Annotated in this window: 22 protein-coding genes; 13 read left to right on the forward strand and 9 right to left on the reverse strand. The window is 65.5% G+C overall.

Annotated elements, in window-relative coordinates:
• Positions 1-9 precede the first annotated feature (9 nt).
• Both G4D77_RS02230 and G4D77_RS02235 read left to right on the forward strand, forming a co-directional pair.
• A complete protein-coding gene (locus tag G4D77_RS02230; RefSeq protein ID WP_154834493.1) occupies positions 10-834 on the forward strand; it encodes a phosphonate ABC transporter ATP-binding protein in 825 nt (274 codons plus the stop codon).
• A complete protein-coding gene (locus tag G4D77_RS02235; protein ID WP_154834494.1) occupies positions 825-2,390 on the forward strand; it encodes a PhnE/PtxC family ABC transporter permease in 1,566 nt (521 codons plus the stop codon). Before G4D77_RS02230 ends, G4D77_RS02235 begins: the two co-directional genes overlap by 10 nt.
• Here the strand turns inward: G4D77_RS02235 and G4D77_RS02240 are convergent.
• Complete coding sequence (locus tag G4D77_RS02240) at positions 2,387-3,328, reverse strand: LysR family transcriptional regulator (protein WP_154836377.1); 942 nt, start codon at positions 3,326-3,328, stop codon at positions 2,387-2,389. The genes G4D77_RS02235 and G4D77_RS02240 overlap by 4 nt on opposite strands.
• Before the next feature lie 145 nt (positions 3,329-3,473).
• On the opposite strand from G4D77_RS02240, the gene G4D77_RS02245 reads away from it, so the two are divergent.
• The 5 genes from G4D77_RS02245 (at position 3,474) to G4D77_RS02265 (ending at position 7,650) form a co-directional block, all read left to right on the forward strand.
• On the forward strand, positions 3,474-4,412 hold the full coding sequence (locus G4D77_RS02245; RefSeq protein WP_154834495.1) for a DMT family transporter: 939 nt from the start codon (positions 3,474-3,476) through the stop codon (positions 4,410-4,412).
• Between the two features lie 96 nt (positions 4,413-4,508).
• Positions 4,509-4,976, forward strand: coding sequence for a hypothetical protein (locus G4D77_RS02250; RefSeq protein WP_154834496.1), 468 nt, complete (start codon positions 4,509-4,511; stop codon positions 4,974-4,976).
• A 245-nt stretch (positions 4,977-5,221) separates the two neighbouring features.
• Complete coding sequence (locus G4D77_RS02255) at positions 5,222-5,830, forward strand: peptidoglycan recognition protein family protein (RefSeq protein ID WP_154834497.1); 609 nt, start codon at positions 5,222-5,224, stop codon at positions 5,828-5,830.
• Positions 5,831-5,833: 3 nt separating this feature from the next.
• A complete protein-coding gene (locus G4D77_RS02260) occupies positions 5,834-6,301 on the forward strand; it encodes a hypothetical protein (protein ID WP_154834498.1) in 468 nt (155 codons plus the stop codon).
• A gap of 116 nt (positions 6,302-6,417) precedes the next feature.
• Positions 6,418-7,650 carry a tetratricopeptide repeat protein gene (locus G4D77_RS02265; RefSeq protein ID WP_046984847.1) on the forward strand — a complete coding sequence of 411 codons (1,233 nt, stop codon included), beginning with the start codon at positions 6,418-6,420 and terminating at the stop codon, positions 7,648-7,650.
• 58 nt (positions 7,651-7,708) lie between these two features.
• Here G4D77_RS02265 and G4D77_RS02270 read toward each other — a convergent pair whose 3' ends face one another.
• The 5 genes from G4D77_RS02270 to G4D77_RS02290 form a co-directional block, all read right to left on the reverse strand.
• The gene (locus G4D77_RS02270) at positions 7,709-8,212 is read right to left on the reverse strand and encodes a flavodoxin family protein (protein ID WP_047327637.1); all 504 of its coding nucleotides are present in this window, start codon (positions 8,210-8,212) and stop codon (positions 7,709-7,711) included.
• Positions 8,213-8,255: 43 nt separating this feature from the next.
• The gene (locus G4D77_RS02275) at positions 8,256-10,589 is read right to left on the reverse strand and encodes a TonB-dependent receptor (protein WP_227740770.1); all 2,334 of its coding nucleotides are present in this window, start codon (positions 10,587-10,589) and stop codon (positions 8,256-8,258) included.
• 192 nt (positions 10,590-10,781) lie between these two features.
• The gene (locus G4D77_RS02280; RefSeq protein ID WP_213757889.1) at positions 10,782-12,113 is read right to left on the reverse strand and encodes a sigma-70 family RNA polymerase sigma factor; all 1,332 of its coding nucleotides are present in this window, start codon (positions 12,111-12,113) and stop codon (positions 10,782-10,784) included.
• 44 nt (positions 12,114-12,157) lie between these two features.
• On the reverse strand, positions 12,158-13,516 hold the full coding sequence (locus tag G4D77_RS02285) for a sensor histidine kinase (protein ID WP_047327635.1): 1,359 nt from the start codon (positions 13,514-13,516) through the stop codon (positions 12,158-12,160).
• Positions 13,497-14,162: a response regulator transcription factor gene (locus tag G4D77_RS02290; protein ID WP_236884593.1), complete on the reverse strand. Its 666-nt coding sequence runs from the start codon at positions 14,160-14,162 to the stop codon at positions 13,497-13,499. Before G4D77_RS02290 ends, G4D77_RS02285 begins: the two co-directional genes overlap by 20 nt.
• 313 nt (positions 14,163-14,475) lie before the next feature.
• Here G4D77_RS02290 and G4D77_RS02295 point away from each other — a divergent pair, with 313 nt between their 5' ends.
• Positions 14,476-16,488, forward strand: a complete 2,013-nt coding sequence (locus G4D77_RS02295; RefSeq protein WP_154834501.1) for a TonB-dependent receptor domain-containing protein — start codon at positions 14,476-14,478, stop codon at positions 16,486-16,488.
• 69 nt (positions 16,489-16,557) lie between these two features.
• On the opposite strand, the gene G4D77_RS02300 is transcribed toward G4D77_RS02295, so the two are convergent.
• Together G4D77_RS02300 and G4D77_RS02305 are read right to left on the reverse strand one after the other, a co-directional pair.
• Positions 16,558-16,947 (reverse strand): hypothetical protein, encoded by a 390-nt coding sequence (locus tag G4D77_RS02300; RefSeq protein ID WP_154834502.1) that lies wholly within the window; start codon positions 16,945-16,947, stop codon positions 16,558-16,560.
• A gap of 161 nt (positions 16,948-17,108) precedes the next feature.
• A complete protein-coding gene (locus G4D77_RS02305) occupies positions 17,109-18,008 on the reverse strand; it encodes a LysR family transcriptional regulator (RefSeq protein WP_154834503.1) in 900 nt (299 codons plus the stop codon).
• 201 nt (positions 18,009-18,209) lie between these two features.
• On the opposite strand from G4D77_RS02305, the gene G4D77_RS02310 reads away from it, so the two are divergent.
• From G4D77_RS02310 to G4D77_RS02330, 5 genes are all read left to right on the forward strand, one after another.
• On the forward strand, positions 18,210-18,821 hold the full coding sequence (locus tag G4D77_RS02310) for a glutathione S-transferase family protein (RefSeq protein WP_154834504.1): 612 nt from the start codon (positions 18,210-18,212) through the stop codon (positions 18,819-18,821).
• 46 nt (positions 18,822-18,867) lie between these two features.
• Entirely contained in the window at positions 18,868-20,943 is a 2,076-nt protein-coding gene (locus G4D77_RS02315) for a 2Fe-2S iron-sulfur cluster-binding protein (RefSeq protein WP_154834505.1), read from the forward strand.
• A 194-nt stretch (positions 20,944-21,137) separates the two neighbouring features.
• Positions 21,138-21,602 (forward strand): GNAT family N-acetyltransferase, encoded by a 465-nt coding sequence (locus G4D77_RS02320; RefSeq protein ID WP_154834506.1) that lies wholly within the window; start codon positions 21,138-21,140, stop codon positions 21,600-21,602.
• A 556-nt stretch (positions 21,603-22,158) separates the two neighbouring features.
• The gene (locus G4D77_RS02325; protein ID WP_034363979.1) at positions 22,159-22,986 is read left to right on the forward strand and encodes a hypothetical protein; all 828 of its coding nucleotides are present in this window, start codon (positions 22,159-22,161) and stop codon (positions 22,984-22,986) included.
• A gap of 223 nt (positions 22,987-23,209) precedes the next feature.
• Positions 23,210-23,605: a hypothetical protein gene (locus G4D77_RS02330; RefSeq protein WP_223275197.1), complete on the forward strand. Its 396-nt coding sequence runs from the start codon at positions 23,210-23,212 to the stop codon at positions 23,603-23,605.
• Positions 23,606-23,673: 68 nt separating this feature from the next.
• On the opposite strand, the gene G4D77_RS02335 is transcribed toward G4D77_RS02330, so the two are convergent.
• On the reverse strand, positions 23,674-25,518 hold the full coding sequence (locus tag G4D77_RS02335; protein WP_016452906.1) for an acyl-CoA dehydrogenase: 1,845 nt from the start codon (positions 25,516-25,518) through the stop codon (positions 23,674-23,676).
• Positions 25,519-25,598: the final 80 nt, after the last annotated feature.

Here is a 25,598-nt window from a genome sequence, read left to right on the forward strand (position 1 = left end):
GCGTAATCCATGAGCTTTGAACTGCAAGGCGTGGGCCTGACCCACGCCGGCGGCGGCATTGCGCTGCGCGGCGTGACGCTGGCCGCACGCCAGGGCGAAGCCATTGCGCTGATCGGCCCCTCGGGCGCGGGCAAGACCACGTTGCTGGCCGTCATCGGCACGGCGCTGGCGCCCAGCCAGGGCCGGCGCAGCGTGCTGGGCAACGAGGTGCCTGCGTCCAGCGCGGGCGCACCCCGGCTGCTGCGCGCGCGCATCGGCACGGTGCACCAGGCACCGCCCATACCGCCGCGCCAGCGCGTGGTCACGGCCGTGCTGGCCGGGCGGCTGGGCCGGTGGCCGGCCTGGAAGGCGTTGGCTTCGCTGCTTTACCCACAGGACACCGCCGGCGCGCGCGAGGCCCTGGCCCGCGTGCAGCTCGCAGACAAGCTGTTCGCGCGCTGCGACCAGCTCTCGGGCGGGCAACTGCAGCGCGTGGGCATCGCCCGCGTGCTCTACCAGCAGGCCGAGCTGATCCTGGCCGACGAGCCCGTGGCCGCGCTGGACCCGGCCCTGGCCCTGTCCACCGTGCAACTGCTGGTGCACGAAGCGGCCGCGCGCGGCGCCACCCTGGTCGCCAGCCTGCATGCCGTGGACCTGGCGCTGGCCTGCTTTGCGCGCATCGTGGGCATCCGCGATGGCGCCATCGCCTTCGACCTGCCGGCGGCAGAAGTCACGCAGGAACACCTGCGTGCGCTGTATGGGTCCGAGCATGCTGGCGATGATCCCTCCCGCCCTGCGTGGACACCCGCGCCCGCCGCCTTTGCCGCACCGCTGTCCGCATCCGCATGCCGTTGAGTTCCGATCTGCACGCGCTGCGTGACCCCGCCGCGCCCCGCCGCCTCGGCGCCCTGGTGCTGGCCGCCGTCGTGCTGTGGCCGCTGTTCCAGGGCGCGGGCTTCAGCCTGGGCGCGCTGTTCGATCCCGGCAACCTGCAGGTCATCGGCCGCTTTCTGGCCACGTTTCTGCCGCCCGAGACCGGGCGCGACTTCCTGGGCTACCTGGGCCGCGCCACGCTGGAGACCCTGGCCATTGCCACGGCCGGCATGGCCCTGGCCTTTGTGCTGGCCGTGCCGCTGGCCTACCTGGTCACGGGCGCCGCGCGCGAGCGGCGGGCGCTCAATCCCGTCACGCGCGGCCTGCTCACCATCCTGCGCGGCGTGCCCGAGCTGGTCTGGGCCCTGGTCTTCGTGCGCGTCTTCGGCCTGGGGCCGGCCGCTGGCGTGCTGGCCCTGGGCCTGACCTATGGCGGCATGCTGGCCAAGGTCTATGCGGAAATCCTGGAATCGGCCGACCCCGCACCCGCGCGTGCCCTGGCGCAGGCCGGCGCGCGCCGGCCGCTGGCCATGCTCTACGGCCTGCTGCCCCAGGCCGCGCGCGAACTGACCTCGTACACCGTCTACCGCTGGGAGTGCGCCATACGCGCCTCGGTGGTCATGGGCTTTGTGGGCGCGGGCGGCCTGGGCCAGCTCATGGACCAGGCCATGAAGATGCTCAACGGCGGCGAGGCCTCCACCATCTTGCTGACCTTCATGCTGCTGGTCTGGGGTGCCGACCTGCTCTCGCGCGGCCTGCGCCGCGCGCTGGACACGCCACCCGCCGCGCGTGCCAGCGCCTGGGGCTGGCGCAGCGCCCTCACCTGCGCCGCCCTGGCGCTCGGCGTGGCCGCCAGCTTTGCCATGCTGGAGATGGACCTGCCCTCGCTGTTCACCGGCGCGGCGGGCCGGTCCATGCTGGAATTCGTCATCAGCTTCTTCCCGCCCGACACCAGCGCCGAATGGCTGCGCAAGGTGGCCGTGGGCGTGTGGGAGACGCTGGCCATCTCCGTGGTCGGCACCCTGCTGGCGGCCGTGCTGGGCCTGCTGCTGGCGCTGCCGCGCTGGCGCGCTCCCTGGAGCCTGGTGCTCAACGTGCTGCGCTCCGTGCCCGAGCTGGTCTGGGCCACCATCACCGCCCTGGCCGTGGGCCTGGGCCCGTTCGCAGGCGCGCTGGCGCTGGCGCTGCACACGGCCGGCGTGCTGGGGCGCCTGTATGCCGAGGCCCTGCAGAACCAGCCCGCCGCCCCCACCCAAGCGCTGCGCCTGTCCGGCAGCGGCCGCACCATGGCATTCCTCTACGCGACGCTGCCCGGCGCCGCGCCGCAGTTGCTGGCCTACACGCTGTACCGCTGGGAGATGAACATCCGCATGGCCGCCATCCTGGGCTTCGTGGGCGCGGGCGGGCTGGGGCAGCTGCTGTACTTCGAGCTGTCGCTGTTCCACTACGCCCAGGCCAGCACCGTCATCATCGCCATGCTGGCGCTGTCCGTGGCTGTGGACTGGGCCAGCGCGGCGCTGCGCAGGCGCATGGGTTAGGTGGTGGAGGCCGCGGCGCCCTCGCCTTCCACCTCGACCAGGTAGTCGATCAGCGCCCGCAGCTTCAGCGGCACATGGCGCGTGGGCGCATAGACCGCATGCACCACGCGCGGCGCGTACTTGCCGCACAGCGCCCAGCCCGGCAGCACGGGCGCCAGCTGCCCGGCCTGCAGCGCCGCCTGCGCCGCAAAGTCCGCTACCACGCCGATGCCTGGCCCCTGCTGCAGCGCCTGGATGATGCCCAGGCTGCTGGCAATGGTGATGGGCGTATTCACCAGCAGACGCGTAGCGGGCGCGGCCGGCTGATGCCCAGCGCGCTGCGGACGCAATTCGACCTCGTTCTGGAACTGGCCGTAGCCCAGGCTGATGAAGGGATGCGCCAGCAACTGCTCGGGCGCACCGATGGCCTCATGCCGCGCCAGGTAGCCGGGCGTGGAGACCAGCACATAGCGGATGGTCTTGAGCGGCCGCGCCACCAGCCCCGGCGCGATCTGGCCCGGCATGCTGATGCGCAGGCCCAGGTCCAGCCCCTCGGCCACCAGGTCCACCATGCGGTCCGTCATGTCCACCTGCACCTGTACCTCGGGCCAGCGCGCGCAAAAGCCCGGCAGCAGTGGTGACAGCCAGAGATCGCCCAGCACGGCCGGCGCGCTGATCTTCAGCAGTCCGCGCGGCTGCTGGCGCAGCTGGCCGGCCAGCGCCTGCACGGCCTGGGCATCCTCCACCAGCCGCAGGCAGGCCTGATGGATCTCTGCCCCCGCCTCGGTCAGCGACAGCGAGCGCGTGGTGCGCTGCAGCAGCCGCAGCCCGAAATGCGCCTCCAGCCGCCCCACGCTGCGGCTCACGGCCGAGGTCGTCAGCCCCAGCTGCCGGGCCGCGCCCGCAAAGCTCTGGTGCTCCACCACACGGGCGAAGACCAGCATTTCATCCAGGGGCATGGCGGTATCGGGCAAGGCGCTACTCCGGTCTTTGTTGCATGGCAGGCAATATTAATTTGAATGACTCATGGATTGTTGATTGATTGCAAGGTCCGCAAGATACGGCCATGCGCTCCATACCGAAGCGCGCCCAGGAATCGACACCATGTCCCACAGCCCCAGCCTCACCTCTGCAACCTCAACCACACGGCCCCGAACCAGCCAGGGCGGCACCTGGCGCATGCTGCTGGCCATGGCGCTGTCGGGCACCATCGGCCTGCTCGTCGTGGAAAGCGCGCTGCCGCCGCTGCTGGTCGTATTCGCCCGCTGCGTGCTGGGCGCACTGGGCCTGGGCCTGTGGCTGGCCTGGCGGCGCGAATGGGTCGCCCCTCAAGGCCGGGAATGGCTGTGGCTGGCCGGCGGCGGCATCGCCCTGGTGCTCAACTGGGTCGCCCTCTTCAGCGCCTACCACTACAGCTCCATCGCCGTGGCCACCGTGGTCTACCACGTGCAGCCCTTCATGCTGCTGGCTCTGTCGGCGCTGCAGGGCGAGCCCGTTGAACGCCGCAAGCTGCCCTGGCTGCTGCTGGCCCTGTTGGGCGTGGCACTGAGCAGCGGCCTGGTCGGACTGGATGGCATGGATGCATCGCATGCTGGAACAGGCGCGTGGATAGGCGTGGCCCTGGCCCTGCTGGCCGCCGCACTCTACGCAGGCACCACGGTCGCCACGCGCCGCCTGGGCCACATGCCCTCGGCCCAGATCGCCATGCTGCAGATGCTGGCGGGCGGACTGGTGCTGAGCCTGTGGGCCCTGCCGCTGCTCACCCATATCGCCGCAGCCAGCCCTCAATTGCTGTCAGCGCGCGCCGCCTCCATGGTGCTGACCCTGGGACTGGTCCATACGGCCTTCATGTACACGGTGATGTATGCCGCATTCCAGCGGCTGCCGGCGCCCGCCATTGCGGCACTGTCCTTCGTCTACCCCGCCATGGCCTTGCTGGTGGACTTGGCCTGGTTTGGCGCCGTGCCGTCGGCGGCGCAGTGGGTGGGAATGGGCTGCATTGTGGTGGCGGTGCTGGGGCACCGGCTCACGGGCCAGTCGTGAATTGCCGGTCCAAGCCACTTCTCACTGACTTCACAGAGGGCAAATACGATGGCCACTCCTTTCAGCCATTCCCCACTGTGAATCCACCGTTACATCATGGAAAAAATGATTCCGCAACGGATCAATTCCGTCAGGCCAGACGCCCATGAGCTGCAGACTCAATCATTTATCTGCATTACGCCCAGAATGCTTGCCGCATGCTTGGCTGCGCCATTTTTCCCCGCGGTGATATTGGCAGTTCTTGCCACAGCAAGAATCAGCGGGGACAGCTGGATCGGCTTGCTGATCTTCCCGATTTGGGCCTGCAGCTACACAGGCTTCGTCATTCTGGGTCTGCCTGGCATATTCATGCTGAATAAACACAACCGTTTGACACTATTGAATCTTTCGATTTATGGAGCCATCGCAGGCTCCATTCCATATCTTGGCATTTCTCTGATTTTTTCCATGAATGGTCCGTTTTCTAAGGATCTTGAATATATTTTCCTGAATTCTCTTGGCACTCTTTTTGGGTTGGGGATTGCGCTGATCTTCGGAATGATCATCGAAATCAAAACCCATTAGACAGGTGTACAAGGCCATGAGGGACTTCATGGCCGATGCAAAGACATGAACACATGCGCTCACCATTCATCAAGACTTCATAAATCCCCTTAATTGTTTCAAGATATTTCCAATCAGGCATGAATTGTACATTTTGAATCATTCATATCCCTATGCCACGTATGCTCTCCCGGCTTTCCGCCATTCGCATTCATTCAGCCGGGATAAAGAGGGAGAAATAATTGGCCACTATCGAAAAAGGATTGATGGTAGACAAAAGCGTCGAAGTCAAGACCTATCCGTCCATAGAGCATGGCGCCTTGCTGTCCGTCACCTCCATCGTCCTGCACCGCACTGACTCGTCCACGGCCGCCAGCGTGCTCAATGCCTACAAGAGCGGCCAGAAGACGGGGGCGCACTTCCTGATCGAGAAGGACGGGAAGATCTACCAGATGGCCAGCCTTGAGCGCATCTGCTGGCATGTGGGAATTCTTCAGCCGCGCTGCGTCAACGAGAGCACCTGCGATCCCACGGAACTCAAGAACATCAATGCCCTGCTGCACCAAAAGGGCCTGAGCTTCAGCAAGCGGGCCAAGAATGTGTCATCGCACGAGAACACAAAGGCCTATCCGTTGCGTTATCCGGCCAACAGCGACTCCGTGGGCATCGAGGTGGTGGGCCGCTTCCTGCCATCGACCAAGGATTACGAGGCGCCCACCCAATCGCAGCTGTTCCAGACCAAATGGCTGACCCAGCAATTGGTGGACCACTACAAGCTCAAGCTGCTGTCCGATGTCTACTCCCACGGCGCCATTGCCCGCAAGGAGGCGACCGAAGGCGCCCAATTGCTGCGCTACATCTTCACGGGAGCCTGAGCCATGCCATCCAGCCAGCTTTTCAACAATCCCTCTCGCAGCCTGCGCATTGCCGCCTGGGCTGCCGTGATGCTGTGCCTGCATGCGCCGTTGCAGGCCTCATCTACATCCACAGCCACGCCCACGCACAAACACGCGGCCAAGGCGGCACCCATTTCCGTCATCGGCCCGGTCACCCGTTCCGTAGGCACGGGCGAGACCATGGGATGCGAGAAAGTCAGCCTGGACGCCGCCGACGTGGCCCGCTATTTCGCGACGGCAAAGCAAGTCTCGGCTGGCAGCTTCCACGAGGAATCCATCATCCTGCCCTGCAGTTTCAGCGGACGGCTGCTGCGCTCGGGCAAGGTCTATGAATGGAACATCAACGCCGCCGGCGCCGGCTACCTGCGCAGTGAAGATGGTGAACAGGACCTGCGCTACCTGTGCCGCAAGGCCTGCGAGAAGGCATTGCCGCAGTTGACGGGGCTTTGACCTGTTGTTCAGACATTGTCTGCACGGGCGTCTTATCGCTCCCATTGAGTGGTGCCCCATCCTCCTGTCAAACACAGCGGATACGATGGCGCCTCCCACAATATTCCCAACAGACCATGGAACGACTGATTTCCCAAGGAATGCATGCCTTCAGCCAGGGCGACCACGCGCGAATGCATGCGCTATGGTCCGGCACCACGGTTTTCAGCCATCTGGACAATGAAGCGATTGCCAGCCTCTTGGCCAGCATTCAGGCCACTGCCGAATCAGGCCAGGGTAGCGAATGGTCATGGCTGATGCTGTGCCTGGTGTATCTCGATTCCAGTGACCAATTCACCGAGGACCGCAGTGCGGCATTGCGCCAGGTCGGCGAATGGGCGCAGCGCGCACTGGCAATGTCACCAGGCAATGCCTATGGACACCGCTATTTGGGCAGTGCCCACTATTGGCTGGACGAACCCGAGCCCGCGCTGGCCGCCTACCGCAAGTCTCATGCCTTGCAGCCCCAGGCGGACTTGCAAGCCCGCATTTTCGAGATGGAGCATGCCGTGCCCTGGCGCAGCATCTTTTCCTATCCCGAGTTGGCTGATAGCCCGGCGGCACCCGACTACTACACGGCCGGCGTGACCGTGGGCAAGTGGAAGCGCCCCGACACGGATGCAGCGGCCCTGCAGGAAATCGAACGCCTGCAGACCACACTCTACGAACGCTGTCTGGAGCGCTTCGCCAGCGCCGGCACGCCGGCAAACGGCCGGGAGGCCGCGCCCGCCGCGCTGGACATCCACACCTATGCCATGTGCTGCAACAACCTGGGCGTGCTGTACAACGCGCAGGAACAGTACGAGCAGGCGGCCGCCGTCCTCGAAGCCGGGCTGCAGCAGACCTGTTTCCAGGCCCTGCTGGAAAACCTGCGCCATGCCTATCGGCAACTGGGGAACCGCAAGCAAGCCACCGACCTGTCCCTGCTGCTGATGGAGGACTACGCGCTTGATACCGGCCTGTATCTGGACTGCGCGCAGACCGCGTGCGCCTATCTCAACGAGACCAGCCACCACCAGGACGTCCTCGACATCGTGGCCGAAGCCGAGCGCCGCTATGCGCAGCTTTCGCCTCAGCAACAGCAAGCGCCATGGGAAGTTCGCAGCATGAGCTTCGTTCATGCGCACAAGGTCACCGCCCTCAGGGCCCTGGGCCAGCTCAAGGCCTCGCACCTTCAGCCTGAACTGGTCGAGATCGCCCTGCGCCACGATCCGGACGATGCCCAATTGCTCGGCATACGCGCCCACATGCAGGGAGCCCGGCAGCAGGTGGGTGGAAAAGGCGGATTCTGGTCGCGCCTGTTCGGCTGAGCCACACCGGGCGACCGGGCCACCAAGAAATGTAGGGCACCCAAGATGCCGGCAACCCTCAAAACACCCCCAGCGCCAGCCCGGCCCCCATTGCCTCCCCCAGCGCCCGGCACTGTTCCAGCTCAGTTGCGGCAATCTGCTTGGGCGCCAGGATGGCTTCGGTGGTCTGGGCGTGGGTGCAGATGATCAGGGGCTCGGCCACGGGCTTGAGGCGCCAGCCGGTGGCGATGCGGGCGATCTGGCGGGCCGCATTCTGGCCGTCGCTGCCGGCGCAGATGAGGCTGGCATAGGGCCGGCCGTTGATGCGGTCCAGCGCCGCGTAGTAGCTGCGGTCGAAGAAGTCCTTGAGCTGTCCGCTGATGGCGGCCAGGTTTTCCGGGGTGGCGAAGAGGTAGCCGTCGGCGGACAGCACATCGTCCGGGCCGGCCTCGCAGGCGTGCAGCAGGCGCACCTGCACGCCCTGGCCTTCGGCCGCTGCGCCGTCGCGCGCGGCCTCGGCCATCTGGCGGGTGCCGCCGGTCATGGAGTGGTAGATGATCAGCAGGGTCTTGCTTGCGTTCATGCCTCAAGCATAGAGCGCGGCCCGCCCAGCCACCGCGCCGACCTCAGAAATCCATCGATGCCGACACCACGAAGGTGCGCGGAATCATCGGCGAGACAGCGCCCCAGGACGTGACGCCGGCCCAGGCCTTGCGGTCGGCCACGTTCTGCACTGTGGCGCGCAGCGTGGTCTTGCGGCCCGCGATGCGGGTGGCATAGCGCAGGCCCAGGTCGGTGCGTGTCCAACCCGGGATGCGCAGGCGGTTGGCCTGGTCCACGAACTGGGCGCCGGTGTAGGCCAGGTCGCCGACCAGGGTCAAGCCTTCCGCGGCGGGCACATCCCATTCCACGCCCAGGTTGGCCAGCAGGCGCGAAGTGCCGATGGGCCGGTTGCCCACCAGCGCAGGCGTGGCCGAGCGCGTGATCTCGGGCTTGAGCCACGTCACGCCACCGAGCAGGCGCAGGCCGCGTGCGGCCTCGCCGTAGGCATACAGCTCCATGCCCAGGTTGCGCTGCTCGCCGTTGGTCTTGTAGACGCCCTGGTCCAGGCCACCGCTGGGTTTTTCAATGCTGAACAGGGCGGCCGTGGCCATGAAGCTGCCGAAGTCGTACTTGCTGCCCACTTCGTACTGGCGGCTCTTGTAGGGGCGCAGCACCTCGCCGTAGTTGCTGGCGGCGGGCGGGGCGATGTCGCCCTTGCTCAGGCCTTCGATGTAGTTGGCGTAGAGGCTCCAGTTGGGCGCCTGGCGCCAGACCACGCCCACGGCGGGCGTGGTCACGCTCTCGTCGTAGACATTGGCGGCGCCGCCCGTGAGCACGTTGTAGTTGGTGGACTTGATGGCCTGGTGGCGCAGGCCCAGCGACAGTTGCAGCCTGTCCTGCAGCAGCGAAAGCGTGTCCACCAGGGCCAGGCTGGTGTTGCGGTTGTCATGGATGCGCGGAATGGCCGAAGGCCGCGCAATGCTTTGCGGCGCATGGGCAACAGGCGCATAGATGTTGGACGCCACCGCCGAGCCCGCCTGCAGCGCACGGTGGAAATCCTCGCGGTAGCTGGCCAGCTGCAGCGTGACCGAATGCTTGACACCGGCCAGCGCAAAGCGCGAGCGCAGGCCCGCGTCGATGGTGCTGCGGTCCACGTCGAACACCGCATAGGTGGGCGTGATGCTGGTGGCACCCGCCGCACTGGTCAGGCGCGGGGCGGAGTCATAGATGCGGTCCACATTGGCGCGCGACTGGCCGATGTTGGCGAACAGCGTGAGCTGCTGCGTGAGGTCCAGCTCGGTGCGCAGCAGCACGGCGCGCTCGCGATTCCTGGACCATTCCCAGGGCTGGGTCACGTTGAGTGTGCCGTCGGGCGCAGCAGGCATGGAGGAGAGCCCCGTGGGCATGATGGGCCGGCCCACGCCGTCGATGCGCTCGTCCTGCGAGAGCAGGTCCAACGTGGCGCGGAAGCGCTCCACCTCGTAGTCCAGCGCCACGGCCAGCACATGGCCGTCGGTGCTTTGATGGTCCATGGACGTATCGCCGCCGTACTTGCTGGCGTTCACACGGATGCCGTACTGGGCCTCGTCGCCAAAGCGCCGGCCCACGTCGGCATGGGCACGCCATAGGCTGTCCGAAGTCCAGCCCGTGGCCAGCCGCGCCACATCTTCATTGGCGCGCTTGGGAGCGATGTTGATCACGCCGCCCACCGAGCCGTTGGGCGACATGCCGAACAGCAGCGCGCCCGGCCCCTTGACCACCTCGATACGGTCCACGTACTCGGTGCGCACGCGGTAGTTGGGGGCAATGCCGTAGATGCCGTCAAAGGCGATCTCGCCCGAGTTGCCCTCCCAGATCGGAAAGCCCCGGATATAGAGGTTGTCCACGTTGCCGCCCGGCAGCACGGTGTAGCGCACGGAAGGGTCGCGGTTCACCGCCTCGGCAATGGTGCCGGCCTGCTGGTTGCGCACGGCCTCGGACGTGTAGCTGGTGGTGCTGAACGGCGCCTGCATGTTGCCGGTATTGCCCAGCACGCCCAGGCGCACGCCCTTGGCCACCTGCCCGCCGGCGTAGGGTGCGGGCAGCAGGCTCACATACTGGTCGCCGGCCGTCACGGTGATCTCAGACAGGCGGTGTGCATTCTCAGGCGCGTTGGCCGCAGCGGGAAGCAGCGTCAGCGTGCCGCCCTCGATGCGCCCCTGCAGGCCGCTGCCCTGCAGCAATGCCGCCAGGCCCTGGCGCACATCGTGGCTGCCGTTGAGCGCCGGGGCCTGCCGGCCCTGCACCAGTTCGGAGGAGTAGGTGAGCTGCAGCCCCGCCTGGCGCGCAAACAGGCTCAGCGCCTGGGCCAGCGGCTGGGCCGGCACGTCGAAGGACACCGATTGCGCGGCGGCCAACTGCAGTTGCAGGCCCAGCACCAGGCCTGCACATGCATGAAAAACCGCTGTGCGGCGGAGACGGAGGCGGAATCGGAATCGGAATCGGGAGGACTTGGGAGCGGACATAAGGACTTTCTGGAAGACAGGCTCATTGCGAATCGCCGGCACAGGCAGGGCGCCCGGCCTTTCATATGCAAATACGAGTCACTCCCAAAAACCCTGAAAAAAACTTCACGGCTCCGCGCGCCCGCCGCGCCGCGCAATCCGCAGCCCGCCGTCGTCCAGCACGCTGACCTGCACCGGGGCGAACTGCGGCAGCCCGCGCAACCAGCGCTCGGCCTGGGCAATGCGCACATGGCCGCTGATGGCCAGTTGCGCCGCGCCCTCCTCCACCACCAGGCGGCGCCGCGTGTAGCGGCCCAGACGGTGCACGACGCGGCCCAGCGGCTCCTGCTCGAAGACCAGTTCGCCCTCGCGCCAGGCCGCGGGCCGTTGCTGGAGCTGCGGCTGCCAGGCAGCGCCGTCGGCATCTCCTGCCCCGCCGTCCAGGGGAATGCGCAGCGACTGGCTGTCCTGCAGCAACTGGCTGCGTCCGGTGGCCGCATGCTCCACCCGCACCTGGCCCGACTCCACCTGCACGCGCACCGCATCGGGCTCCAGTTCCACGCCAAAGCGCGTGCCCAGCACGGTCACGCGCAAGGGGCCGGCCTCCACCACAAAGGGCCGTGCCGCATCGCGCGCCACGGCAAAGAAGGCGGCGCCTTCCAGCAGCTGTGCCTGTCGCAGGTCGGCACGGTAGGTCAGTGCCACGCGGCTGGCGGCATCCACGCGCAGCACGCTGCCATCGGGCAGTTCCAGGCTGCGCTGCACGCCCGTGGCGCTGGCCAGTTCACCTTGCCACAGCACGCGGCGGCTCCACATCTGCCAGGCAGGCCAGGCCGCGCAGGCCATGCCGGCCACGCCCAGCAGTGCGCCAAGGGCACGCCGCCGCTTTCTGGAAGAGGCCTGCAAGCCCGCCTCCACCCCGCCGCGCCAGCGCAGCAAGGCGGCTTCCAGGCAGGCATCGGCCTGCATCAGGTCACGCTCCACGGTGTTCAGGGAGACCTGCAGACGCCGGGCGATGTCGGCCTGCCGCTCGCCATGCAGGCGGTGGGCCAGCAAGGCGGCCTGCATGCGCTCGGGCAGGTCTGCAATCGTGCGCTCCACCACGGCCAGTGCCTGCCGGTACATGGCGCGGTCGGCCACATCGCCTTCGGCCTCGGGCTGCAATTGCGCCCAGTCGTCCATGCAGCGCTGCTGCGCACCGCGCTGGCGCAGCCTGTCTATCGCCAGGTGCTTGGCCGTGGCAAACAGGTAGGCCCGCGCGGCTTCGAGCGTGGGCGAGCTGCCATCGGGCAGCTGCGGCGGCGCATCGGCCAGGCGCAGCCAGGTTTCCTGGGCCAGCTCCTGCGCCTCATCACGGCTGCCGGTCTTGCCGGCCAGATAGGACACCAGTTGCTGCTGGCAGGCACAGAAAAGCTGGTGCCAGCGCGCAGCGGTCCAAGAAGCGGAAGGGGTGGGCATGGCCGGGGAGAGGTGATGAATCGATAACGATAATGACTATCATTCTAGTTTTGTTTGCCAATGGCCCCTGGCGCAACAGCCCCATGCGATGCACTCCTGAAGCACAGTTCCAGCTCGCAATGGGGACTGCCCAGAAAGCGGATCTCCCCGCCTGCATTGCGCAATATCTTGCGGGTGATGGCCAGTCCCAGGCCAGCGCCCCTGCTGCCGGGCCGCGCCTTGCTGAAGCGGGTGAACATGGCTTCCTGCCGGTCGGGCGGAACGCCAGGCCCCTGGTCGGCCACCGTCAGGCGGATCACGTCACCTTCAACCGCCGTCATGGCCACCAAGACATCTCCCTGGCCATGTTGAAAGGCGTTCTCGAGCACGTTGTAGATGGCGGTGTGCAGCAGGCTTGCGTCGCCCTGGCAGTGCACGCCATCGATGAGGTCCACCTGCATGCTGCGCGAGCCGGCCTCGAACAACGGCAGGATTGCGGCGATGGCCTCCCTCACCAGCCGCGTGAGATGCGTGGATGCTGCTGCGGGAGCAGCCTCGCCTGCGCCCAGGTCCTGCTCCTGGCGTGCCAGCAGCAACAGCTGCTCGGCCACGCGGCGCAGGTAGCGCACGTCGCCGTCCACGGCCTGCCAATCGGGGCTGGGGTCCGTGCGCGCCTTCTGCAGGCGCAGGTCCAGCACGGTCAGGGGCGTGCGCAGTTCATGCGCCGCGTCGGCGACCAGGCGCTTTTCGTTGGCCAGCGACTGCGCCAGATTCTCCAGTGCGCGGTTGACGGCTTCGGCCAGCGGCAGCAGTTCGCGCGGCAGCCGGGCGGTCGGAATGGGCTGGACCTGACCTGGCTTCATGCCCTGCACAAAACGTGCGGCCTGCTGCACGGGCCTGAGCGTCCAGCGCATCATCCAGTAGATGAGCAGCAGTGCCAGCAGGCCTACAGGCACCAGCATGACCAGGCTTTGCAGCAGCTTGGCGTGCAGCAGATCACCAATGGCCTGGCGCTCCAGCACATCGCGCTTGGCCACCATCAGGGTGGCTCCATCGGCCAGCGGTGCGGCCACGTTGACAACCTGGCCGCTGTAGATGGGCAGCCGCAACAGCGGCGCCCGCGCACCGTCGGGCGGCAGGCGCAGGCGGCGCGGGGATTGGAGGTTGTCGGAGAACCAGAGCACCCTCCCCTCGGGCGAATACAGCGTGTACGACAGCTCGCCGCCCGCATGGCTTTTGGGCAGCCGGGCCGGATCGCTTTGCATGGTGAAGCCTTCGGCGATCTCCCGCGCCTGGATCACCATCGCCACGCGGCGCAGCTGGTCGCGCGTGTCGTACAGCGACAGCGACAGTGCTCCGGCGCCAGCCGCAAAGGCCAGCGCCAGCCCCAACAGCACGCGCCGCTCAAGACTGGTGCTCTTCATGCGCGGCAGCGGGCAAGACCATGCGATAGCCCACGCCACGCACGGTATCTATCAGCACATTGGCGCCGCCGTCGCGCAGCTTGCGGCGCAGGCGCGAGATCAGCGCCTCCACGGCATTCAGGGTCACGCTCTCGCGCGAGGCGTACAGGTGCTCTTCCATGCGTTCCTTGACCACGATGCGGGGCCACACGCGCAGCATCTCCTCCAGCAGCATGGCCTCGCGCCGGAGCAGATCGATGTGCCTGCCATCCACGGTCGCATGGCGGGAATCGGTTTCAAAGGCCAGATTGCCCAGGCTCAGCCGAGGCTCGCGGCCGCCCTGGGCACGGCGCAGCACGGCGCGTACGCGCGCTTGCAGCTCGGAGATGTCAAAGGGCTTGAGCACATAGTCATCGGCGCCGCAATTGAGCCCGGCCAGACGGCTTTCCAGCGCGTCGCGTGCCGTGAGGATGATGCAGGGGGTTCTGCGGCGGCGGTCATCACAGCGGGCCAGCACCTGCATGCCATCCATGTCAGGCAGCCCCAGGTCCAGGATCAGGGCCTCATAGTCGGTGACGGCAAGCGCGTCCAGCGCCTGCCGTCCGGTGGCGGCCACATCCACCGCGAATCCCATGCGCTCCAGATGGGCCTGCAACAGCGCTCGCAAATCTTGGTGGTCTTCAACAACGAGCAGCTTCATCGGTCAGACGTTGATCAGGAATGTTAGATACAAATACGAATCAGACGTATTTTAAATTTGAAAGCTGCAAGGCCAGCGCCATGACACCGCAAGATCCAGAACCTGCGCCCCCCGCAAGCCCTGAGCCGGCTTAGCCAGCCGCCTGCAGCGCAGCCCCCGCTTGACCGTTGCCCGGGCGAGCGCCCCACCCCACCCCAACCCATCACCCGCACCGCCTGCCCGGCGGCGCGTGCCGTCGTGTACGGACAACCCCATTTTCAATAGCGACCGGAGCCAACCAGTGATCGACTCTTTCCTGCAGCCGGCCAGGGCCTGCACCCCTGCACACCCGCTCACCCTCATCGGCAAAGGCCTAGCCTGTCTGCTGACCGGCAGCACCGTGCTGCTGGCCCATGCACAGCAGGCGGCCGGCGAAGGCAAGCTGTCCGAAGTGGTGGTGACCGCCACAGGCTTCGAGCAATCGCTGGCCGACGCGCCTGCCTCCATCACCGTGGTGACAGCCAAGGAGCTGGAAGGCAAGCGCTACCGCGACGTGACCGATGCCCTGCTCGACATTCCAGGCGTCACCATCGAGGGAGGTGCGGGCGGCAAGATCGAATCCACGCAGATCTATATCCGCGGCCTGGGCGAGGACTACACCCTGTTCCTGGTGGACGGCAGGCCCCTGGGCAGCTCCTCCCAGGCCTACTACAACGGCTTTGGCGGCGCGCAGCAGACAAGTTGGCTGCCACCCATGTCGGCCATCGAACGCATCGAGGTCATTCGCGGCCCCATGTCGTCGCTGTACGGATCCAGCGCGCTGGGCGGGGTGATCAACATCATCACCAAGAAGGTGTCCACGCAATGGACCGGCAGCGTCACCGTGGACGGAACGATGCAGGAAAACCCACAGGCCGGCAGCGAGGGCCAGCAGCGCTTCTACCTCAGCGGCCCGCTGGTACAGGACCGGCTGGGCCTGACACTGTACGGCTCGCGCTTCAAGCGTCATGAGGACCGGTTCACCGGCGGCTACGCCGCCCGCGAGAACCGCGACATCACCGCCAAGCTGGCCTGGAAACTCACCGGCAACCAGACCCTGGGCCTGCAGGCCACGCGCGGCACCGGGGACAACGAGCGCACGGCCCGCACGGGCGCCGCAGGCTCGGTGCAGAACGAACGCAACTACTACGCGCTGACGCATGACATCGAATGGGGCTCGCGCATCCGCACCAGCTCCTTCATCACGCGGGAGAACGTGCAGATCACCAATGGCGCCTACCAGTCCGAATACCGGGCCACCTACCTGCAGTCCAAGACCGTCGTGCCGCTGGACCGGCACATGGTCTCGTTCGGTGCCGAGTACAAGAACGAAGAGACTGCGCATGACGGCAGCCGCTTTCCGGGATCGCGCAACATCAACCTCGAACGCTGGCAGATGGCCCTGTTTGCCGAGGACGAATACTTCCTGACCGACCGCTTCTCCGTCGTGGGCGGCATACGCTACGACCGCAACCAGCACTACGGCAGCGAATGGATTCCGCGCCTGTACGGCATCTACCGAATGAGCAATGCACTGACCCTCAAGGGCGGCATCAGCGGCGGCTACAAGGCACCCACCCTCAAGCAGGCCGACGACAACATCGTGGAAATCGCAGCGCGTGGAGCGGCCTGGGACATGGGCAACAAAAACCTCAAGCCCGAGAAAAGCACCAACTACGAAATCGGCCTGAACTGGACGCCCGCGCAGGACGTGAACGCCAGCATCACCGCCTACCAAACCGACTTCAAGGACAAGATCAGCACGCAGACCATCTGCACCAGCCCCACCTCCGCCCCCGCCTGCGAATACAACGGCGAAGTGCGCTCGCGCATCAACCAGTACGTCAATGTCAGCTCGGCCACCATCAAGGGACTGGAGCTGGCCTACGGCATGCCCATCGCCCTGCCGCTGGGCCGAGGTCGGTTCAACACCTCGTACACCTTCACCTCCAGCGACGTGGCCAGCGGACCGGATGCCGGCAGGCCTCTCAACAACCTGCCCCGCCACATGCTCAATCTGGGCGCGGACTGGAACATCACAGGCCAGATCAAGCTCTGGGGCAAGGCCCGTTACAAAAGCAGGAGCATCGACGGTGGCACGGCCCAGCTACCCGCCTACACCCTGGTGGACATAGGCGCCAGCTACCAGGCAACGGCCAACATCCAGCTGTTCACAGGCCTGTACAACCTGCTGGACAAGACGGTGAACCTCGCCGACTACGGCAAGACGCTGGATGGACGGCGCTTGTATTTGGGCGTGACGGCGCAGTTTTGAGGGTACCGGCATAGAAGACCGAGCGATTTCACCGCATCAGGTGGAGAAAGCTACGGGCACGAGTATTAATCAGTCCCAGACACTGGGAACGTGCAGGGTCTCGGCCTTTCGCGCCCTGGGAACCGGAATATGTTTAGACAAGGCATCTTTTTCGCGCCGGACTTCATTGCAGGTGATTTCAGCGCTGCGGAAGATGCGCTTTCCCTGCGGACCACCGCTGGAGAAGGGCCTCACTTCAATGCGCACGCTTACGGTTTCAGGCAGAGGAGACCCGTTTGCCGCTTCATCGCCGCATAGCAGGTTCAGTTTTCTCTGAGCATTACTGTGAGATGAGTGACGAGAATTCTTGGTGGGATTGCCCTGGGCATCGAATCCGAGAACATTCCAGTCCAAAACCGGTTCAGCACGAACAAGGCATGCGCTGCCCGCCACTAAAACAAAAGCAACAAGGGATTTCATGGATCTATCAAAAAATTGCACCGGCTCTTACCGCCCACTCATCAATACTCATTGAATGAAAGTGCCTGCCTGTAGAAAGATGACTAGCCGTCCGGATTATGCAGTGACTTCAATAGGCAGACTTGCCGGCAGTGTGCCGAGGACAACCCAGCCTGGCCCCGCTACCACTTCAACGCCGCCACCCGCAGCGCATCCACCGCCATGTCGATGAACGCCCTCACGCGGTGCGCGGCATGGCGCCCTTCCCGGTGCACCACATGAATCGGTAGCGGCGGCCGCTCGAAGGGCTCCAGCACCAGGCGCAGTGCGCCGTCCTGCACGGGCTTGGCGATCTGGTAGAGCGGCAGGCGCGTGATGCCTTGCCCGGCCAGGGCGCAGTCTGCCGCAGCCTCGTTGGTCATGGACATGAGGCGCGGCTGAAGGCGCACGGCCAGGGCCTTGTCGCCTTCAAGAAACCGCCATTCGGGCGTGGAGGTGAGGCCGGATGCGGTGATGGTGGTGTGCTGCGCAAGCTCCTGGGGCCGCTGGGGCAAGCCGTGGCTGGCCAGGTATGCGGGCGAAGCGCACAGCACCTGCCGCACGCTGCCCACGCGGATGGCCTGCAGCGAGGAATCGGGCAGATCGCCGATGCGCACGGCCACGTCCACGCCCTCGTCCACCAGGCTGACCACGCGGTCCACAAACCAGCAGTTGACGTCCACCTCGGGAAACCGGCCCAGGTAGTCGTGCACCACGGGCAGCACGTGCATGCGCCCGAAGTTCACGGGCGCCGTGAGCGTGAGCCGGCCACGCGGTGCGGCGTGGGCGCTGGCGGCATGCTCGTCGGCCTCTTCCAGCTCGGCCAGGATGCGGCGGCAGCTGTCGGCGTAGGCCGTGCCGGCCTCGGTCACGCGCACGAAGCGTGTGGTGCGCGTGAGCAAGCGCACGCCCAGGCGCTCCTCCAGGTCGGAAACCGCGCGCGTCACCACCGAAGGCGAGACCTTGAGCCGACGTGCGGCCGAGGCGAAGCCGCCCGTGTCCACCACTGCGAGAAATGCCGTCATGGACTGGAAGCGATCCATCTGTGCCTGCCTTGTCTGTGTCGTATGTCTGCCCGGCTGCGAGCGGCCCGCGCAGGACTGCCCAGGTTTGCGCCGGCGCTTTGTTCGCGTTCCCGCAAGAGTGACTTGCCGCCGCCAGGGATTCTAAAGATGCGGGCGGAGAAGGAGGATACGTCCCGTGGCGCCGACAACCGGCGCCTTCACCAACCCCAAGGAACCGCAATGAAGCTCTACCACTTTCCCCTGTCCGGCCACGCCCACCGCGCCCGCCTCTTCCTCGGCCTGCTGGGCGTGGAGCATGAGTTGGTCCACGTGGATCTGGCCAACGGCGCGCAGAAGAAGCCCGAGTTCCTGGCGCTGAACCCGCTGGGCCAGGTGCCGGTGCTGGATGACAACGGTACGGTGATTGCCGACTCCAACGCCATCCTGGTCTACCTGGCGCGCAAGCTGGACCGCCAGGACTGGATGCCCCTGGGCGCCCGGGCCGAGGCCGAGATCCAGAAATGGCTGAGCATCGCCGCCGGCCCCATTGCCTTCGGCCCGGCGGCGGCCCGGCTGGTCACGGTGTTCAAGGCCTCCTTCCAGGCCGCGGAAGTGATAGCCCGCGCCCACGCCATCCTCGGCAAGATCGAGGCGCAATTGACCACTCGCCCCTTTCTCACCGGCAGCGCGCCCACGATTGCCGACGTGGCCCTGTACAGCTACATCGCCAGCGCGCCCGAGGGCAATGTGGACCTGCAACCCTACCGCGAAGTGCGCGCCTGGCTCGGCCGCATCGAGGCGCTGCCGGGCTTCGTGGCATTCGCCCAGACACCGGCCGGCCTGCGGGCCTGAGTGCCTGAGCCACACCTCCCCTGAACCCCCGGCAAAGGAGCGCACCATGCACCCGCAACCCCTGCAAAACCCCGCCTCGCCATGGCATGCGGGCGAACTGGCGATCCAGCAAAGCGTTGGCGTCGTGGGCCGCATGGACATGCCGGGCCGCAAGTTCCTGCGCCCCTTCCTGCTGGACCAGCACCGCGAGTTCTATCCTCTGCTGCATTTCGTGGTGCTGGGCAGCGTGGATGCGCAAGGCGATGCCTGGGCCACGGTACGGGCCGGCGAGCCGGGCTTCCTGCACTCTCCCGATCCATCGACCCTGCATGTGGCGGCGGGCCGTGATGCGGCCGACCCGGCCGAGCCGGGCCTGGGCGACGGCCATGCCGTGGGCCTGCTGGGCATGGACCCCATGACGCGCCGGCGCAACCGACTCAACGGCACGGTGCGGCGCAAGGCGGGCGTTGATGGGGCGGGCGCCTTCGACATCGGCGTGGTCCAGAGCTTCGGCAACTGCCCGCGCTATATCCAGAACCGCAGCGTCCGGTTTGTCCGGCCTGCCGGGGAGCCTACGCAGGTGCCGGCGGTCGAACTGGCATCGCTGGACCCGCGCGCACAGGCCCTGATTACGCAGGCGGATACGTTCTACGTGGCGTCCTACGTTGTTGGGGATGATGGCCTGCGCCAGGTCGATGTCTCCCACCGTGGCGGCAAGCCGGGCTTTGTGCGGATCAACGCCGATGGAACGCTGACCATCCCCGACTTCTCGGGCAACCTGTTCTTCATGACCCTGGGCAACTTCCTGGTCAATCCCAAGGCGGGCCTGCTGTTCATCGACTCCGAAACCGGGGAAATGCTGCAGATGACGGGCGAGGCCAGCGTCATCCTTGACTCCCCGGAAATCGCCGCCTTCGAGGGCGCCGAGCGCCTGTGGACCTTCAAGCCCCGCCGCATCGTGCGCCGGCCCGACGCCCTGCCGCTGCGCTGGAGCATGGCGGCCGACGGCTGGTCGCCCCACCTGCAGATGACCGGAAGCTGGGCCGATGCCAGCCAGCGCCTGGCCGCCGCCCGGCTGGGGCGGCAGTGGCGGCCGTTCCGGGTGGCGCAGGCCGTGGATGAGAGTTCCACCATCCGCTCGCTCTACCTGGAGCCGGCCGATGGCATGGCCACGGTGGCTCCCCTGGCCGGCCAGCACCTGCCGCTGCGCCTCACGCTGGCGGACGGCAGCCATCTGCAGCGCACCTATACGCTGTCGCTGGCGCCTTCGGACGGGCGCTTGCGCATCAGCGTCAAGAGGCAAGGCCGCGCATCCAGCCATCTGCATGGCCTGAAGCCCGGCGATCTGGTCGAGGCCCGCCCGCCCGCTGGCAGCTTCACCGCCGATGCGGCCCTGCGCCGCCCCGCCGTGCTGCTGGCCGCGGGCATAGGCATCACGCCCTTGCTGGCCATGCTGCGCCACATCGTCCACGAAGGCCGGCGCACCCGCAGCCTGCGGCCCACCTGGCTGTTCCAGGCGGCTCGCACGCGCAGCGAACGGGCCTTTGACACGGAGATTGCCGAACTGGTGAAGGCCGGCAATGCCGAGGTGCACTGGGTGCGAACGCTCAGCCAGCCCGGCACGGCAAAGGCCGGCCGCGACTACGACCATGAGGGCCACATCGACATGACCCTGCTGAAAGCCACCCTGCCCTGGGACGACTACGACTTCTACCTCTGCGGCCCGGACGCCTTCATGCAGGCCACCTATGACGGCCTGCGCGAACGCAATGTGCCCGACGAGCGCATCCACGCAGAAGCCTTCGGTCCCTCGGCCCTGAAGCGATCCATGGCCGGTGCAGCCCCCGCCGCCGAACTGCCGGCACCCGCCACACAGCCTGTCCGCATCATCTTTGCCGGCTCGGCCAAGGAAGCGCGCTGGAAGCCCGGCGACGGCAGCCTGCTCGAAGTGGCCGAGGCGCGAGGCCTGGAGCCCGCCTTCGGTTGCCGAGGGGGCAGCTGCGGCGACTGCCGCACGCGTGTGCTGCAGGGCTGGGTGACCTATGCCTCGCCACCCTCCTTCGCCGTGCCAGCGGGCGAGGCCCTGATCTGCTGCGCCGTGCCTGCGCAGGGGATGGGGGAGGCTTTGCATCTGGGGTTGTGAGGAGCCGTCCTTGTCGGGCTCGTAGGCGTGTGGGCAGGAAGGTCAAAGGCGCTGCCCTGACCCGCAGCGACGCCTTCTGTTTAGGAGTGGGCTGTGCCGGATAGGGCTTGGTCCGGATGTCTTGCCCTATCCTCATGCGTTTTCATTCCACCTGAACGGCGCCCTGCGCCAGGGCCCAGACCCGATTGCCACCCATGACCGATATCCGCCCCGCCCGCTTCCCCGAAGACCTCGACGCCGTGGCCCGCATCTTCCGGGAATACGTGGCCAGCCCCACCGTGAGCCTGGACTTCCAGGACTTCAAGACCGAGTTCGCCGCCCTGCCCGGCAAGTACGCCGCACCCGAGGGCTGCGTGCTGCTGGCCTGGAAAGACGGCCAGCCCGTGGGCTGCGCCGCCCTGCGCCAGGTGGATGCGCAGACAGGCGAAATGAAGCGTGTCTACGTGCGCCCCACGGTACGCGGCGAGAACCTGGGGCGCCGCCTGGTGGAAGGCATCCTGGACGCCGCACGGCATGCGGGCTACACCCGCATCTGCCTGGACGTGCTGCCCGAGTTCCAGGCTGCGCAGCGGCTGTATGAGTCCCTGGGTTTTGTGGATGCGGAACCGGTGAGCTTCAATCCCGTGCCGGGCACGCGTTATCTCGGACTGGATCTTTGAGGCAGGCGCCCTCCGGCAGGCGGCCTTCAGCGCCTGCAAGGCTTCCGATGCGCTGACACCCGGTCCCTGAGTCCTCGTCTGCAAGCATTCGGCACGATAAGACCTTAGCCCAGACCCCGGTCCAACAGCCTGCCCGCAAGCGCAGCGGCGGCGGTACGGACCACCTCTCCCGCATCCTTCACCGCAAATGCCCGTGGCCGAGCCGGGCAGCCTGCGCTTGTGCCCCGTGAATACCGCCCATGGCGAATGGCGCTGCCTGAGACCCAACGCTCATTGGCAGCATCTCTATTCACCTGGCATTTCAAACCTGATTTTAGGAATTGTCCTAAGGAAAATTCTGAAAATGATCTGCGGGCGACTTCTTTGATTGACCTCGTGCAGGCCATGAAATCAAATGAGGACTCTTGGCACAGCAAACATCAGAAACCCGCTTGGACACTGACAGCGGATTATTCGCCTGCTTGCAACCACTCATTTCCGTCAAATTGCCTTTATTGATCAAGGCGCATTGGCTGGAATCATCGATTCCGCTTCTGATCCAGCGTCTCCATACACCATGCCAGCCTCCATTGCCGCCACCTTCTATCAGATCGGCTATGCCGACATGCTTGCTCGCCAAATGGAGCAGAAACAGATCGATGCCATTGTGCTCACGCCACAGGAATACGCAGACATACTGAGCGACAAGGCGCGCAACAATCCTCGCCTGGCGGCCACGCTGCATGCCATGCTGGCCCACAGTGCGCTTGGGCGATACTGGACACACACCGCCAGCCCCAATGCAGGCAAACCCTGGGTCGCTCCCGCCTCCCTGATGGTCAGCGACGCGTACCTGATCACCAAAACACTGATTGCATTGGGCCTGGCCGGTGCCCGCTCCTATATCAAGACAACCGCCACAGGCACCTATATCATCATCACGGGCTACGCGGGACTTCGCCGCCAGTTGCTGCAAGGCACGCGATTCCTTGCCGCCAATCCACGCATGGTCCAGATGGGCCTGGGTATTCGCGGTCTGCAGAATGTGGCCAAGGGCGGGTTCCTTCTGAGCCTGGTGGTGGGCACCGGAATAGAGACACTGGACTTCATCTTCAATGACGAGAAGACCATGCATGATCTTGTGGGTGGGATTGGAGTGGAGGCGGTCAAGGCGGGATTGGCGACGATGATTGCAATAAGCGCGGGAGCCTTAACTGCAAGCGTTACTACTTTGGTCATTTTTCCGCTAGGAGCGATGGCGTTAGCCATATTTGCCACTGGAGCACTTCTCAACTACACAGATCAGCGATGGAAAATAAAACAAAACGTTATTACAGCCCTAAAGTCTGTAAACAATGAAAAAGCACCAGGCATATATAAGCTAGATCAAAACCCAATTCAATAAAGGCAGCTACCATCTATCAGCACGCAAGCATCACCCAAGGATCACGATCCAACCAAAAAATCAACTTCACAAGATACTTCGCGACAAATCAAAAGAAAATCAGTTCCTTAAAATAAATATGAGAGATGTAAAAAATATTCGGAAATCTGCAATATTTGGAATACCCATCAGCATTCTACTATCCGTCGGATGTTTATGGTTTTCCTTTGCGGAAACAATCCCGATGCTGAAAGACATAAATGCTCTCGCGCCAACCATAAGAATCATGCCGGGCGCACCAACAATCTTCATGACTCCTTTCATTTTTATTACGTTAGCACTGGTATCGGTGCTGAATTCCATCCCCTGCAACGACAGTATTCTACGAAAATTCGATAAAGCACTATCAATAATTTTCACCCTTGGAATTTCTTCAGCACTGGTTTCTTTGATATTTATTACTCCGCTGCAGTACTATGCGATGCCTAAGCTGGGCTATACACGTTGCAATATTCTGGAAGGGCATCCCACCATATATTTCACAGACTGGGTCAAAAAGCCCGAATGGTGCGTTCGCGGAAAATCCAGGGAGTGGGTCATGGAGCAAGCCAGGCTCGCCAGCGGTCCTGAAAATCCCTGAAATAAAAAAACGCAGACCACATGGTCCGCGCTTTTTTGCATCCTCCGGCAGCCGTGCTGCCAACTCCCTCAGAACGCCTCTTCACTCATCTGCGCGCAAGTCATGTCGCGCTCACGCACGACTTTGAGCCAGGCGCCGATCTTCGGCAGTTCGTAGCCGAAGAAGTAGCGCATGGCGGCCATGCGGCCAGCGTTGGCGGGGGCGGTCAGGCCCGGGTCTTTGTCCAGCACGGCCAGGGACACGTCCAGCCAGGTCCAGGCCAGCACCGTGTGGCCAAAAGCCTGCATATACGGCACGGCATTGGCCAGGGCCTGCTGCGGGTCATCGGTCGCCCATGCGGCCTTGGTGGTGGCGCCGACTTCCTGCAGCGCCTTGGCCAGTTCATTGGCATGCCCGGCCAGTTCGGGCCGGGCCATGGCGCGCTGGATGGTGTCGTTGATGCGCGTGGCCAGCAGCTGCAGGCCCTTGCCGCCTTCCATGAGCACCTTGCGGCCCAGCAGGTCCATGGCCTGGATGCCGTGCGTGCCTTCGTGGATCATGTTCAGGCGGTTGTCGCGCCAGTATTGCTCCACGGGGAAGTCGCGCGTATAGCCGTAGCCGCCGTGGATCTGGATGGCCAGGGAGTTGGCCTCCAGGCAGAACTCGCTGGGCCAGCTCTTGGAGATGGGGGTCAGCACTTCCAGCAGCAGCCGGGCCTCGGCCACGGATTCGGGCGTGCCGGTGTGCTGCTCATCGACCAGGCGCGCGCAGAACAGGTTCAGCGCCAGCGCGCCTTCGCAATAGGACTTCTGCGCCAGCAGCATGCGCTTGACGTCGGCGTGCTCGATGATGCGCGACTGGGGCCGCGTGGCATCCTTGCCGGCTGCACCCGGCGCCCCCTTGATCGGCCGGCCCTGCGGGCGGTTCTGCGCGTAGTCCAGGCTGGCGTGGTAGCCCGCCATGCCCAGCATGGTGGCGGCCATGCCGATGGAGATGCGGGCCTCGTTCATCATGTGGAACATGCATTTGAGGCCCTCGCCGGGCTTGCCGACCAGGTAGCCCACGGCCCCGGCGCCGCCGCGCACGGGAAAGCGCCCTTCCCCGAAGTTCAGCAGCGTGTTGGTGGTGCCGCGCCAGCCCAGCTTGTGGTTGAGGCCGGCCAGGGCCACGTCGTTGCGCTCGCCGGTCAGCTGGCCTTCGGTGTCCACGAGCTTCTTGGGCACGATGAACAGCGAGATGCCCTTGACGCCGGGCACGGGCTTGCCGTCCGGCCCCGGGATCTTGGCCAGCACGAGGTGGACGATGTTCTCGGTCAGCTCATGATCGCCCGCGCTGATCCACATCTTGTTGCCCTTGAGGCGGTAGCGCGGGCCCAGCGCATCGCTCTCGAAGTCGGCGCCATCGGGCTCGGCGCGGGTGGCGATATCGCTCAGCGAGGAACCGGCCTGGGGCTCGGACAGGCACATGGTGCCGGCCCAGCGGCCGTTGAATTCGTTGGCGGCGAAGACCTGTTTTTGCATGTCCGTGCCGTGGGCCATGATGGCGTTGGCATTGCCCGAGGTCAGCATGTTGGAGCCGATGCTGATGGAGGCCGCCGCGAAGAAGCTGTTGGCGGCCGCCTCCACGGTATAGGGCAGCTGCATGCCGCCGATGTCGTAGTCCTGGGAGGCGCTGAGCATGCCCGAGTCGGCATAGGCCTGGCGCGCATCGTGGGTGCACCGGGGCAGGATGACTTTCTCGCCATCGAACTGCGGCTCCTGCGTGTCCACGGTGCGGTTGAAGGGGGCGTATTTCTCGCGGGCGATGCGCTCGCAGGTGTCGAGCACGGCATCGAAGGTGTCGCGCGAATGGTCGGCAAAGCGCTCGCGCTCGCCCAGCGCATCGGCGCGCAGCCATTCATAGAGCAGGAAATCGATGGTGGAACGCAGGCGCATGGTGGGGTCCGGAATCAAAAAAGAAGCCGCAGGCGCCGCCAGAGGGAGCGCGTGCGGCCAACAGGAGTAACGGGAACAGG

Origin of the sequence: Delftia sp. WY8, from assembly GCF_018437695.1 — a bacterium.
GTDB classification, from domain to species: Bacteria; Pseudomonadota; Gammaproteobacteria; order Burkholderiales; family Burkholderiaceae_C; genus Comamonas; species Comamonas tsuruhatensis.

Excerpts from the sequence above, each read along its gene's own strand:
- G4D77_RS02230 (WP_154834493.1), top strand. The coding sequence starts at position 10 with ATGAGCTTTGAACTGCAAGGCGTGGGCCTGACCCACGCCGGCGGCGGC.
- G4D77_RS02235 (WP_154834494.1), top strand. The coding sequence starts at position 825 with ATGCCGTTGAGTTCCGATCTGCACGCGCTGCGTGACCCCGCCGCGCCC.
- G4D77_RS02240 (WP_154836377.1), bottom strand. The coding sequence starts at position 3,328 with ATGCCCCTGGATGAAATGCTGGTCTTCGCCCGTGTGGTGGAGCACCAG.
- G4D77_RS02245 (WP_154834495.1), top strand. The coding sequence starts at position 3,474 with ATGTCCCACAGCCCCAGCCTCACCTCTGCAACCTCAACCACACGGCCC.
- G4D77_RS02250 (WP_154834496.1), top strand. The coding sequence starts at position 4,509 with ATGGAAAAAATGATTCCGCAACGGATCAATTCCGTCAGGCCAGACGCC.
- G4D77_RS02255 (WP_154834497.1), top strand. The coding sequence starts at position 5,222 with ATGGTAGACAAAAGCGTCGAAGTCAAGACCTATCCGTCCATAGAGCAT.
- G4D77_RS02260 (WP_154834498.1), top strand. The coding sequence starts at position 5,834 with ATGCCATCCAGCCAGCTTTTCAACAATCCCTCTCGCAGCCTGCGCATT.
- G4D77_RS02265 (WP_046984847.1), top strand. The coding sequence starts at position 6,418 with ATGGAACGACTGATTTCCCAAGGAATGCATGCCTTCAGCCAGGGCGAC.
- G4D77_RS02270 (WP_047327637.1), bottom strand. The coding sequence starts at position 8,212 with ATGAACGCAAGCAAGACCCTGCTGATCATCTACCACTCCATGACCGGC.
- G4D77_RS02280 (WP_213757889.1), bottom strand. The coding sequence starts at position 12,113 with ATGCCCACCCCTTCCGCTTCTTGGACCGCTGCGCGCTGGCACCAGCTT.
- G4D77_RS02285 (WP_047327635.1), bottom strand. The coding sequence starts at position 13,516 with ATGAAGAGCACCAGTCTTGAGCGGCGCGTGCTGTTGGGGCTGGCGCTG.
- G4D77_RS02300 (WP_154834502.1), bottom strand. The coding sequence starts at position 16,947 with ATGAAATCCCTTGTTGCTTTTGTTTTAGTGGCGGGCAGCGCATGCCTT.
- G4D77_RS02305 (WP_154834503.1), bottom strand. The coding sequence starts at position 18,008 with ATGGATCGCTTCCAGTCCATGACGGCATTTCTCGCAGTGGTGGACACG.
- G4D77_RS02310 (WP_154834504.1), top strand. The coding sequence starts at position 18,210 with ATGAAGCTCTACCACTTTCCCCTGTCCGGCCACGCCCACCGCGCCCGC.
- G4D77_RS02315 (WP_154834505.1), top strand. The coding sequence starts at position 18,868 with ATGCACCCGCAACCCCTGCAAAACCCCGCCTCGCCATGGCATGCGGGC.
- G4D77_RS02320 (WP_154834506.1), top strand. The coding sequence starts at position 21,138 with ATGACCGATATCCGCCCCGCCCGCTTCCCCGAAGACCTCGACGCCGTG.
- G4D77_RS02325 (WP_034363979.1), top strand. The coding sequence starts at position 22,159 with ATGCCAGCCTCCATTGCCGCCACCTTCTATCAGATCGGCTATGCCGAC.
- G4D77_RS02330 (WP_223275197.1), top strand. The coding sequence starts at position 23,210 with ATGCTGAAAGACATAAATGCTCTCGCGCCAACCATAAGAATCATGCCG.
- G4D77_RS02335 (WP_016452906.1), bottom strand. The coding sequence starts at position 25,518 with ATGCGCCTGCGTTCCACCATCGATTTCCTGCTCTATGAATGGCTGCGC.